This window comes from Lactobacillus sp. X-49 (assembly GCF_057063645.1).
The window spans coordinates 82,129-94,252 of sequence record NZ_JBXSQM010000007.1; the positions used below are offsets into that span (position 1 = coordinate 82,129).

Below are 12,124 nucleotides of genomic sequence, written 5' to 3' on the forward strand. Positions count from 1 at the left end.
AGCTTTCTCCTATAGCCCTGCAACTGCTTTTTCAACGATTTCTGCTGGAGTTTGCGACCAAAGCAGTCTCCCACCAGTTGCCAAATCTTTTTGTAAATGAATTAAAAACTCAATGTTGCCTTTACCACCTTTAATTGGCGAATAATCAACATCAAGGACATTAAAACCAATTTCTAAAGCCTGTTTAATTGTATGTTCAATCACAGCACAATGAACTTGATGATCTGTCACAATTCCGTGTTTACCAACTTTTTCAGGACCTGCTTCAAACTGAGGCTTAATCAAACATACGGCATCACAATGATCTTTTAAAATTTCGTACATTGGTGGCATGATTAAATCAAGTGAAATGAATGAAACATCAGTCATAGCAAAATCAGGTAACCCTTTTGTAAAATCTTTCGGCATACTGTAACGAAAATTTTGTTTTTCCATGACAACAACACGTGGATCATCCCGCAACTGCCATGCGAGTTGATTATAACCAACATCCAAAGCATAAACCAATTTAGCTTTATTTTGTAAGGCAACATCAGTAAAACCACCAGTAGAAGCGCCAATATCAAGGCAAATTTTATCAGACAAATTAATTTCAAATGATTCTAAAGCTTTTTCAAGTTTAAATCCGCCTCTAGAAACATACTTTTTTCCTAAATCTTTAATAAAAAATTGTTCATTGATAGGAAAACTTGTACCACTCTTATCAATTCTTTGATGGTTATGATCGCAAACAAGTCCGGCCATAATTGCTCGTTGTGCTTGCGTACGGGAATTAAACAAGCCTTGTTTTGTTAATAAAACATCTGCTCTTTCTTTATCCATTATAATACCTTTTGATATAAGTTGAGAAAACCGGATAAAACCGAACTATCTAAAATTTTTAAGCTCTTTTGTGCATGCTCCATCAGTTGTCGTAATTTTTGCTGGCTGTTCTTGACTCCTAGCATGGTTAATGTATTATTTTTGCCATTTTTCTGATCTTTATGTGTCATTTTCCCAGCTTCTTCAGGTGTTTCAACAATATCAACCAAATCATCATATATCTGATATGAACGACCAAAATCTTGTGCAAATTTAAGCAGGGCATCTTTTCGTAAATCATCAACATTAGAATAAACAATTGCCATTTCAACGCAGGCTTTTATAAGGCACCCCGTTTTCAGCCATTCCATTTCATTAATCAAATCGGTATCATCTGCAACGCTTGCATTATTTGTTGAATCAATATCTAAATATTGACCACCAACCATTCCATTTACTCCGACTGCTTTTGTAATAATTTCAACTATTTCAGCTGAATTACTTGCTTGAGCAATCCATTGTATGCCTAACGGCAATAAAGCATCACCTGCTAAAACTGCTTCTGCCTCACCCCACTTTTTATGACTGGTTAACTTGCCACGCCGATAATCATCATTATCCATTGCTGGCAGGTCATCGTGAATTAACGAGTAGGTATGAATCAATTCTATTCCACAAGCTAATCGAATCTCTTTTTCGCTAATCCGTTTATCCAAGGCATCTACAGTTGCCAAAAATAACAAGGGACGCAGGCGCTTACCCCCAGCCATTACTGAATAAGACATAATTTGACTCATTGTTTTATTGTTAATTTCCTGCTCCAAATGTTTTTTTAGAAAATTATCTATCTCTGGAGTCCATTTTGTTCTAAATTCCTTAAATATCATTTTATTCTTCCGGTGCTGCTGCATTATTTGGATCCAACTTATGTTCTGTACCATCACTTTCAATTAACTTTGCCACAGTTTCTTCAGCATCAGTTAATCTTTGGTTTAAATCTTGACTTAGCTTCACTCCTGTCTGAAATTCTTTAAGCGCATCTTCTAATGCGACGTTTCCATTTTCCAAATTACTAACAATTTCTTGCAATTGTTGTAATTCTTCTTCAAAATTATTCTTCTTTGTTGGCATTTTTTATTCTCCTAGTCGATTTAATAATTGCAGTTGCGACTCCATTTTTTAGGTGCAGTTTAACCTCATCATTTTTCTTGAGTTGTTCAATTGAACTAACTGCTTGGTTTTGATTATTAACTACATAAGCATAACCACGATCCAATGTTTTAAGCGGACTATAGTCATCTAGCTGTTGTCCAGTTTGAGCAAGCTGATGATGTTTTTCTTGCAAAAGATTTTGCATATTTGCTATTAATTTTTGATAATAGAAAGTTTCCTGTTGAAGTAATTTTTCTGCTTTTTGATCTGGTTTATTAGTCAATAACCGTTGTTGTAACAACTCATATTCTTGTCGATCATGTTCTAAATGATGTGTCATACTGCTATGAAGTCTGCTACGCAAAAGGTCTAAAGTTTGAACTTGCTCATCATAAAGCCTAGTTGGTTCACGCATAACTACAGAATTAGTGATTCGAGTTAATGCTTCTCGCCTAAGCCGAATCATATTCTGAATACTTGCTAATAGACTGCTCTGCATTTGATGAATATTTGCTAGCTCAGTTGGTAAATTTGGCGTAGCGTATTCTGCTGCGGCAGTTGGTGTAGCTGCCCGAACATCAGCTACTAAATCACAGAGTGTAGTATCGGTTTCATGACCTACTGAAGAAATGACGGGCATTGCCATTGCATAAACTTGACGAACGACTTTTTCTTCATTAAAAGGCCATAAGTCCTCAAGCGAACCGCCCCCACGTCCAATAATTAAAACATCATACTTATCACCGCTAGAGTTAATTTGATTCATTGCATCAACTAGTGAATCTGCTGCTCGCTCTCCTTGAACCTGTGCTGGGAAAAGATCAACTTGTGCATGAGGAAAACGTCGATTGACAGTGACTAATATATCATGAATTACTGCTCCAGATGCGCTAGTAATTACCGCAATTCGATCCGGAAAATGAGGAATGGGACGCTTATGACTTTGATCAAATAAACCCTCATCAGCTAATTTTTGTTGTAACTGTCTAAGTTGTTCATATAAAGCTCCCAAACCAGCAGGTTCCATCGATTCAGCATAAAATTGATACGAGCCTTGTGGACCATAAACACTGACATATCCAGTTATATAAACCTTCATTCCCTCCTCAGGTTTAAATTTAACCTTATCAAAATGTGAACGAAACATCACAACATTTATTTTGGACTTTTCATCTTTTAATGAAAAATACTGATGTGAATTTCGACGATAGCGAAAATTAGAGAGTTCACCTTGAAGAAAAACCTTATGTAGATACGGGTCATTTTTAAACTTTTGGGTAATATAGTAGTTTAAATCTGTAACAGTTAAATATTTATTATCTGGCATTTTCCCTCCTTGTTAATCTAACGACTTGTTCCATTAACGATTCGACGGTTAAAGGACCGATTCCGCCCGGAACTGGGGTGATAAAACTGGTTTTAGGTGCTACATTGTCAAAATCAACATCCCCAACAGTTTTATTATTAACTTGATTAATCCCAACATCAATTACAACAGCACCCTTTTTTACCATTTCGGCTGTAACTAAATTGGCTTGACCAGCTGCTGATACAAGAATATCTGCTCTCTTGGTATATTGCTCAAGATTTTTAGTCTTCTGATGCAATATTGATACAGTTGCATCTTGTTCAAGCATTAAAGCGGCTAGCGGTTTGCCGACAATACTGCTTCTACCAATAATAACTACATTCTTGCCCCTTAACTCAATTCGATAATAATTTAATAGGTCTAAAATGCCATGTGCTGTTGCGGGCTCTACAAAATGATCCCCTCGCCATAACCTGCCAATATTGGCAGGAGTTAGACAATCAACATCTTTTGATGGACTAATCTTTGCAAGTGCTTCATTCAAGTTAATCTGATCGGGAACAGGTAATTGAATCATTATCCCATTAACGCGATCATCTAAATTTAAACAATCAATTAATGCCAATAAGTTTTCTTGTGTTACATTTTCAGATAGTTGATAGATATTTTGCTTAATACCAATCTCAGTTGCACGCTTTTTCTTTGAGCGCAAATATATTTTACTACTTAAATCATTACCAATATTAATTACGCAAAATAGCGGATTTATTCCATTTTGTTTTAAAATAGCAACTTTTTCTTTAAGCCTGATACTACGCAGGTCTGCTAATACTTTTCCATCTAAGATTTGCCCCATAGCTTATAACTATTTCCTTTTCTACAAAAATAGTCGGCTCTACGGCCGACTATTAGTTATTTTGGGATAAAGTTTGCCAACATACCATTGATAAAAGGTTTATCTTTTGGATCTGCAAATTCATCGCATAAATTTAGTGCTTCGTTGACCGCTGCTTTGGGTTCAATTTCAGTGCTATACTTAATTTCAAACAAAGCAACTTCCAAAATTGCAAGCAATATTTGATTAATTCGATCAATTCGCCAGTTCTGTTTAAGATAAATGGCTAACGATCCCTTTAATTCATCCCGCTTTTCAATCACGCCTTCAATAATAGTTTTTGAATAAGCAGAAAGTTCTTTCAGATTAAGCATCTTAACAGTTTTAATTTCAACTTCAGCAGGAGTAGACTCAAGATCTTGATTCGCCAAGTATACTGCCTGCATTGCAATTCTACGACTCTGGTGTTGATTCATTTTTACTCTTTTCATCAATGTCAGAGAACAACTGGGACGTTCCGCTTTCATCATGCTCTTCATCTGGAAATACCAAGCCTACAACATGAACATTAATTTCTTTAAGATTTAAGTCAGTCATTTGCAACACTTGCTGTCTCAGTGAATTTTGCAAATCCATAGCAACTTTAGGAACATAACTACCGGCAACAACGCTAACATAAACATCAGCAATCAAGTTATGTTCATCATCAAGCTTAACCGTAATTCCCTTACCATGATTTTCACGTCCCAAAACACGATTAATGCCTGATTTTACACTGCCATGAAGCCCAGCAATTCCTTCAACTTTTTCGGCAGCAATGCCCATGATAACTTCAAGAACACTTGAATCTATTTCGATTTCTTCGCCGTTATTTTTATCATCTAAGACAATTTTTGAACTATCTGCCATTTTATTTACCTCGAAAAACTACTTATTTGCGCGAGATACGTATGTCCCGTCGACAGTATTAATTATTAATGCATCGCCTTCGTTAATAAAGAAAGGTACGTTAACAACCAAGCCTGTTTCCATTGTTGCAGGTTTACCACCGCCAGAGGAAGTATCACCTTTAATATTTGGCTCAGTTTTAGCAACTGTTAATTCAACAGTGTTAGGCAATTGGATTCCCAAAGTCTTTCCTTCATGCATAATAACACTTACGTCCATATTTTCTTTCAAAAATTTGGCCTCTTCTTCAACTTGAGTATCCGGGATTGCCAATTGATCATAAGTGGTTGTATCCATGAAAACATAGTTTGAACCATCATTGTATAAATATTGCATACTCTTAGTTTCAATTTCGGCGGTCTCAACTTTTGCTGTTGAACGAAAAGTATATTCTTGAACAGCACCAGTATTTAAGCTCTTAAGCTTTGAACGAACAAAGGCACTTCCTTTTCCGGGCTTAACATGCTGAAATTCAACGATTCGCCATAAATCATTGTTGTATTTAATGGTCAAACCATTCTTAAACTCGTTAACTGAAATCATTGTCATATTAACTACCTCATCTCCATAATAATATCTTACCAATTCATACGTGATTTTACTATAAATAATCTTTAACTTTTATAAAGAAATTAATTCATCCTTAGGCAAAGTTGACAATAGCTGCGGCGATTGATCATTAATCAAAATGTCATCCTCAATTCTAACCCCACCTTTATTCGGCAAATAAATGCCTGGTTCAACCGTGTGAACCATCTTATTAATTAATTTTTGCTTACCAAAAGGTAGTGCAGGTTGGCATAATTCGTGAATTTCTAAACCAATACCATGACCGATACCATGACCAAAATACTGACCATAGCCTTGCTCTTTAATGTAGTCACGAGCTGCTTTATCAACATCACTACCGCAATTACCGACAACTGCAGCTGCAATTCCCCGTTTTTGGGCTTCATGAACGATACCGTAAATTTTTTGTAACTCAGAATCAACCTGACCAACTGCAACGGTGCGCGTAATATCGGCTGCATAACCATGGTAAAAGGCACCGAAATCAATTACAACCAAATCACCTTTTGCGATTTTTTTATCGCTGGCAACACCATGAGCCCAGGCAGAACGAACGCCTGAAGCAATAATGGTTTCAAAACTTGGTCCGTCTCCGCCATGAATCTTAAATAAATAATCTAATTTAGCACCAATTTCACGTTCACTTACCCCAGGTTTAATCATCGGTAGAATTTCTTTGAAACTAATCATTGAAATTTCAATCGCTTGCTTTAAGACTGCAAGTTCAATTTCATCTTTAATATTTCGAACTTGTTCAACTAGCTCTTCACAGAGTTCAAAGTCAATTTGTGGGTTAGATTTTTGTAAATTAGCAAATTCAACAGCTGAAATAGCTTCTCCTTCAACCAAAACCTTTGTTAAACCAGCTGCTTTGAGCTGATTATTAATCTCTTGAATTTGATCATTTCGCTTCATGACCACTTTTAATTTGCCTGGCGCTTGAGCCTTAATTTGGTCTTTAAAGCGCGAGTCAGATAATAGGATTCTGTCTCCTCGTGCAGTTAAAATGAGTTGCGCCTCTTCACCGGTAAAATTTGTCAAGTAGCGATAATTTGCTTGATTAAAAATAAGAAGACTATCAGCTCCACGGTCTTTAATCAACTTAGTCACTTCTGAAATACGTCGACCTAAAAGTGTCAATAATTTATCTGTTTGATCCATCATAAACTCCCCTAATTAGTAAATACCTGAGTTTATTTTACCGCTAAGGTTTTGTTAAAAACTACTATTTAAGTATTTTTATAATAAATCTTTAAACGCATAAAAAAGACGAGAAGCACATGCTTTTCGTCTTCTTATTAAGAACTAACTTACTTAGCTTCTTCTTCGACTGGAATTACAGAAACTTGCTTTCTATACTTATCCATCCGTTCAAATTTAACAACACCATTTACTAATGCAAATAAAGTGTCATCTCCACCTTGACCAACATTCTTGCCTGGGTGAATCTTAGTACCACGTTGACGATAAATAATCGTACCTGCGTGGATAGTTTGACCATCTGCAGCCTTCGCGCCTAGACGACGACCAGCTGAGTTACGACCATTGGCAGTAGAACCTCCACCCTTGTGGTGGGCAAATAATTTAAGATCTAAAATATTCATATTCATAATCATTTCACCTCTAGCCTAGTTCAATCTTTTCAACTGCAACCTTAGTATAAGGTTGACGGTGACCATATTTTGAATGTGAGTGCTTCTTAGGCTTGTACTTGAAAGTCACAACTTTCTTTTCCTTACCTTGCTTTTCAACTTTAGCAACAACCTTAGCACCCTTAACTAACGGGGCACCAACCTTAACATCATTGCCGTCAGCAACTAAAATCACTTCATCAAAAGTAATTTCTTTGCCTTCTTCAACATCAAGTTTCTCTACAAAAATATTATCGCCTTCAGCAACTTTGTATTGCTTACCGCCGGTTTTAATAATTGCGTACATTACAACCCTCCAAAAAAATACTTAGACTCGCCAATTGAGGTGCTTAGTTATCTAAAGGCTTCAGACCCCAAAATGTGCGGTTGCAGATGTGGAGGTTTCCACAAATACAACTACTGTATCATACTCCTACTGAACCAATTTATCAATGAAAAAACAAATTTCGATAAGTATTTAACAACTAGTTTAAATTTGCCACTTACCGCCATGAACCTTAGCAACATTTTCAGTAACAATGAAGGCTTCGCTATCAATTTCGCGTGCCTTAGAAACTAATTGTCCGTATTCATTAGTATCAACGATGATAACTAACTGTTGCTTATTTTCATCACTATAGCCGCCAACTACATTATAAACAGTCAAGCCATCATAATCTTTTTGAAGCATCGTTTTAATTTTATCAAGTTTTTCATTACTCATAATGCGAACCTGAAATTTCTTGTCAAAGCCCGTTTCAGCGTAGCGCATCGTAATAGTTGTAATGATTTGGGAAAAGGCAGCCAATAAAAAGGCCTCGGTTCCATCAACAAAAATATTTAACACAATAATCACCATATCAATTGCCATCAGTGACATTGCAGGATCAACAAAGAAATATTTTTTGATAATTAATGGGGGGATGGTTGTGCCTCCAGACGATGCATTAATGCGATACAGCATTGAAACACCAATGCCCATCAGTACCCCGCCATAAATTACCGCAAGCATATTATTTGAGGTCAATTTAAAGCTGGGAGTAATTGCCATTAATACTGGTAAAAGCAAACTACCTAGTGCAACTTTTTTGAAAGTTGCTTTACCCAAAAACACAACCGCTAAAATAAGCATTAAGGAATTAACTATAAAAACCGTTAGCGAACGATTAATTCCCCATACCGCATCCACTAAAATTGAAATACCGGTTGATCCTCCAGCCGCCACATTGATGGGGGCATAAAAGAAATTAATAGCAACGGTAATTATTTCTAATCCAGCCAAGAAAAATAGCCAGTACTGCCAAGTATGTGAGTGTTTATTTGTTTGCATCTCATCTTCCTCTCATAAAATGTTATTAATCATTGTACCGAAAAACAATTATTTTATTCAAGAAATATGCAAAAACCAAAAGCTTTCTTAATGAATTTAAAACGGTAATAAAATTTATCATTATTTATCAACTATCAGCAAACTCATCTACTTCATCAATTAATCCCAAAATTAGTTAAGAAACCAAACTTACTTTTCGATCTTATATTCCAAACTCTGATTTCCTTCATATGCAGGCATACCCTTTTCAGCACGATAGAGTGCTCGTTCAAATGCTTGGTATCCCTTACTTGAACTAACAGCAAATTTAACATTATACTTACTTGCAAATTCGCGAATATTCCAAGTACTATCATGAGCCGCAAATGCCGTTACCAAAATGACAATATCTAAATTCTGTACTTGGTTTTCAATGGCTTTCTTTTTGCCTTCAAAAGCGTCTATTGCTTGTGGAATCCCATGATAACGTTTGACAATACCTTCAAGCATGGCTTCATTTTGATTATTACCGATTGCAATGCCAACACGTTGATAATGTAAATCCATATCCAACTTAGTTAACGATGTAGCGTCTTCATTATGATGCTGTTTCTTTTTGTTTGCGTGTTTTGCTGTTTGAGGAGCATCAAGATCATATACCCAGCGAATTTGAATTGCCGTAGCAGGATTTTTCTTTAAATTTACATCGCCATCATACCAGGCCAAGTCAACAATCGAGCCATCTTCAAGTTGAACATTTTTCTCTTGAAAATTACTAGAATCTACTGGTAGAAGAATGGGTTTCCCACGAATCCGTAATTTTTTGCCACTAATATTGCGACTAATTGCTAAGTGACCCGGTCTTCCCTGAACAACCGCATATTTAAAGGTAGAAATCGAATCGACTTCCAGCTTAGGTAATTGGCGAAACCCGACAACTCGTAAAATCTCAGCTTCATAATATGAATTAGCTTTTTCAGCCACTGCTTCAACAATGTCACCACTTTTTAAATTTAAATCGTGAATTTGCGATTCTTTCAGGGTAAAAACACACCGGTTACTGTCGTTTATTAGGTCACAACCCGATAACAAGCGAATTACGGTATAGCGGTGCCCCTTTCTGTAATCACGTTTAACTTGCTTTTTAGGCTGTAAAGCCTGTTGAAACACTTTTTTGTTGATGACTTCTTTAGTTGTTTGTGATTGTTTAATTGCTTGTTCCAAATTAGAAAAAGTTTGCTGATAATTTTCATCCTGCTGAGACATTTGTAACTGGTGTACAGCCTTAAGAGCCTTATTTTTAGCCTGAATATCTCCTGGAGTGATTATTAATGTTGTCAGATTAGTAAGCAAGTTATTTATTGCTAACTCAAGCTTAGCCTGTTTCTTGTCATGAGTCAGACTATCAAACTCACTATTGGGCACATCATCTGCCATATTCAAAATTGCTTTAATTGCCGCTAAACCATTGCGCAACGATTGAGCGTCTCCTGAAACTTGATTCAGAATTCTTTTTAAATTATTTCGATAATCAAACATATAATTTCAACTTCTTTATTTTGATTACTTAAGTATACCAGTAAACAGAAAGCAGTTAAAACCAAACCGCGCTAAAAGTGAAATACGATATAATTAATAGTTTAAAACAAAAAAAAGATGCTCAAGCTTTATGCTTGAGCACCTTTTATAAAATCATTATTATTGTTGCCTAACAACAAACTTCTGCCAGAATTTCCTTAAATTTTAATTTAAGAAAATTAGTTAAAACTTGCAGGTATTAGTGCAGAGATATATTACTTAATTGTTAGTTAGTAAGTATCTTGACAAAATCTTAAGTTTATTGAATTCCTGTGGATAAAGTCCAAGTTAATGAAGTCGTATAAGTTCCTGCATCAACACTGGCACTTGCTGGTAAAGTCAACTGAATATCACTTGGATCCCAACCCCAAACATAGGCTCCACCAGATAAATCTGGTCCTGGCTTCCTTCCAATCTCAACTGCAGTGCTACTAGAATCTAAGTTAACCGTAAAATCAGAGACAGGAAGATTTACTAAGGGAGCTAAAGTATCATACCCTTTATCGGCCTCATTCCCCGTTAAGAGAAAAAGTTTATCTGTTGTTCTCTCATAAGTATTTTTAAAGGCTAATGTAGCTCCAGCGATTGTTTTAGCATTAGCGTCGCTACCAGTAGTCAATGGACCATCGGCTTTAACACTTAATTGCCAATCACCAGCCATTCTATCATTCTTGCCATTAGTATTTGTACGATTAGTTTGCTTATCAACCACTGTTACCCAAGTCTTACCATTCATAACACCTAAATTAGGATCAGTGGTAGTAGAAAGCTTTGGTGTCTTATTGTCTGCCCCGGCATATCCTTTGTCAGTGTCATCAGCATCATTATTTAGATTTGTACCAGTTGCGTTAAAGACGGGGTAGGCAGAATTAAACGCAGTATGACTACCAAAATCGAGTACTTCTGGCACTTTTTGCAGACGTAAGTAGCCGATTGGCTTGGGGGTACCATCACCATTGTGGTCACCATCGCCAGGATCAGTATTTGAACCATTGCCATCATCTGGTTTATTTGGATTATTTGGGTTACTTTTTCCAAAAGTAATTCCTACTTTACTTCTTCCGTTATCAGGTAAGGTCCGGCCATTATTAAATTTATTTCCCGCAGCTATACCTTCTTGCGACTTAGCCTGGGTAACGGCCGGGGTAGCGGCAGCTACGGTTGATAAGACTGTGGCACTTGTCATTACCATACTGGCTATTTTAGTTAATTTCATCTTGAAGTTCCTCCTTCAAATACATATTTTTCATACACAACTAATCATCTTGCAATGATTATTCCAACGATTGTTTACTAGTTAATAAAGATTGATCGTCTTCCAAGTATTAAAATCGTTATATGTTTTGATTGTAAAGTACAGACACGTCGCAAAGGCAATTGCTAAGAGTATCGATAACCCCAGCCAAAACCACTGCACGCGGCGGTAGGAAAATTTTGCGATCAATGCTTTCAAATACTATCACCTCCTTTAGTGCGCGGCCGCAACATGAAAGTCCAAACCAAACCGCCGAGACTTAACACCAGTAAAACCCCGCAAATAATCGTGGCATACAGCCAATAATTAATCGGCTTCTTAACGGCGCGGTCATTGATTGTCTTAGCCTGGGAATTATTCACCTTCATGGTTTCGTTAAAGGTCCAACTTACCGGGAAGCGATTCTGCGTATTCAATCCTTTTAGGGTGACTTTGATATGATATATACCGGATTGTAGTGCATCATAGCTCCAGGAAATTGGCAACACAATGCGCGAATTAGGGGCAATCATAAAGTTGTTGGCTTTAAAGGTGCGCACCTCGCCGCCACTGCGACCGATGGCTACCGCAACACTTGCTTTAGAAATAGCCATGGGGGCAATGTTACGTAAGGTAACGCCTAAGGCAGGGTGACGGTTAAAGAGTATCGGCGTGGTTTTAGCGTACTTCACCTTAGGAAAAACCTGATAGTTCTGTCCGCGTAAAACAATTCCTAACGAATAGGCATAATTAGAGG

Annotated in this window: 15 protein-coding genes and 1 other annotated feature; all 15 genes read right to left on the bottom strand. The window is 36.7% G+C overall.

Annotation, left to right across the window (positions count from 1 at the left end; translation table 11 throughout):
• Positions 1-9: 9 nt before the first annotated feature.
• Positions 10-822: a TlyA family RNA methyltransferase gene (locus tag ACYIAQ_RS04985; protein ID WP_122018441.1), complete on the bottom strand. Its 813-nt coding sequence runs from the start codon at positions 820-822 to the stop codon at positions 10-12.
• Entirely contained in the window at positions 822-1,688 is an 867-nt protein-coding gene (locus ACYIAQ_RS04990; protein ID WP_483562735.1) for a polyprenyl synthetase family protein, read from the bottom strand. The genes ACYIAQ_RS04985 and ACYIAQ_RS04990 overlap by 1 nt, the downstream gene beginning before the upstream one ends.
• A gap of 1 nt (position 1,689) precedes the next feature.
• Positions 1,690-1,932 (bottom strand): exodeoxyribonuclease VII small subunit, encoded by a 243-nt coding sequence (locus ACYIAQ_RS04995; RefSeq protein ID WP_122018443.1) that lies wholly within the window; start codon positions 1,930-1,932, stop codon positions 1,690-1,692.
• On the bottom strand, positions 1,913-3,280 hold the full coding sequence (xseA, locus tag ACYIAQ_RS05000) for an exodeoxyribonuclease VII large subunit (protein WP_483562736.1): 1,368 nt from the start codon (positions 3,278-3,280) through the stop codon (positions 1,913-1,915). The genes ACYIAQ_RS04995 and xseA overlap by 20 nt, the downstream gene beginning before the upstream one ends.
• On the bottom strand, positions 3,270-4,118 hold the full coding sequence (locus tag ACYIAQ_RS05005) for a tetrahydrofolate dehydrogenase/cyclohydrolase catalytic domain-containing protein (protein WP_483562737.1): 849 nt from the start codon (positions 4,116-4,118) through the stop codon (positions 3,270-3,272). The genes xseA and ACYIAQ_RS05005 overlap by 11 nt, the downstream gene beginning before the upstream one ends.
• Positions 4,119-4,174: 56 nt before the next feature.
• On the bottom strand, positions 4,175-4,573 hold the full coding sequence (gene nusB, locus ACYIAQ_RS05010; protein WP_122018446.1) for a transcription antitermination factor NusB: 399 nt from the start codon (positions 4,571-4,573) through the stop codon (positions 4,175-4,177).
• On the bottom strand, positions 4,551-5,006 hold the full coding sequence (locus ACYIAQ_RS05015; RefSeq protein WP_122018447.1) for an Asp23/Gls24 family envelope stress response protein: 456 nt from the start codon (positions 5,004-5,006) through the stop codon (positions 4,551-4,553). The genes nusB and ACYIAQ_RS05015 overlap by 23 nt, the downstream gene beginning before the upstream one ends.
• A gap of 18 nt (positions 5,007-5,024) precedes the next feature.
• Positions 5,025-5,594 carry an elongation factor P gene (gene efp / locus ACYIAQ_RS05020; protein ID WP_122018448.1) on the bottom strand — a complete coding sequence of 190 codons (570 nt, stop codon included), beginning with the start codon at positions 5,592-5,594 and terminating at the stop codon, positions 5,025-5,027.
• A gap of 72 nt (positions 5,595-5,666) precedes the next feature.
• Positions 5,667-6,776: a M24 family metallopeptidase gene (locus ACYIAQ_RS05025; RefSeq protein WP_483562746.1), complete on the bottom strand. Its 1,110-nt coding sequence runs from the start codon at positions 6,774-6,776 to the stop codon at positions 5,667-5,669.
• Between the two features lie 149 nt (positions 6,777-6,925).
• Positions 6,926-7,219, bottom strand: coding sequence for a 50S ribosomal protein L27 (gene rpmA / locus ACYIAQ_RS05030; protein ID WP_122018571.1), 294 nt, complete (start codon positions 7,217-7,219; stop codon positions 6,926-6,928).
• A 19-nt stretch (positions 7,220-7,238) separates the two neighbouring features.
• Complete coding sequence (gene rplU, locus ACYIAQ_RS05035; protein WP_483562738.1) at positions 7,239-7,553, bottom strand: 50S ribosomal protein L21; 315 nt, start codon at positions 7,551-7,553, stop codon at positions 7,239-7,241.
• A gap of 13 nt (positions 7,554-7,566) precedes the next feature.
• Positions 7,567-7,645 (bottom strand) — a sequence feature (ribosomal protein L21 leader region).
• A gap of 91 nt (positions 7,646-7,736) precedes the next feature.
• Entirely contained in the window at positions 7,737-8,576 is an 840-nt protein-coding gene (locus ACYIAQ_RS05040) for a YitT family protein (RefSeq protein ID WP_122018451.1), read from the bottom strand.
• A gap of 189 nt (positions 8,577-8,765) precedes the next feature.
• On the bottom strand, positions 8,766-10,094 hold the full coding sequence (locus ACYIAQ_RS05045; protein ID WP_483562739.1) for a DUF2325 domain-containing protein: 1,329 nt from the start codon (positions 10,092-10,094) through the stop codon (positions 8,766-8,768).
• A gap of 298 nt (positions 10,095-10,392) precedes the next feature.
• Entirely contained in the window at positions 10,393-11,349 is a 957-nt protein-coding gene (locus tag ACYIAQ_RS05050) for a WxL domain-containing protein (RefSeq protein WP_483562740.1), read from the bottom strand.
• A 233-nt stretch (positions 11,350-11,582) separates the two neighbouring features.
• On the bottom strand, positions 11,583-12,124 hold a 542-nt coding region (locus ACYIAQ_RS05055; protein ID WP_483562741.1), incomplete at its 5' end, for a DUF3324 domain-containing protein.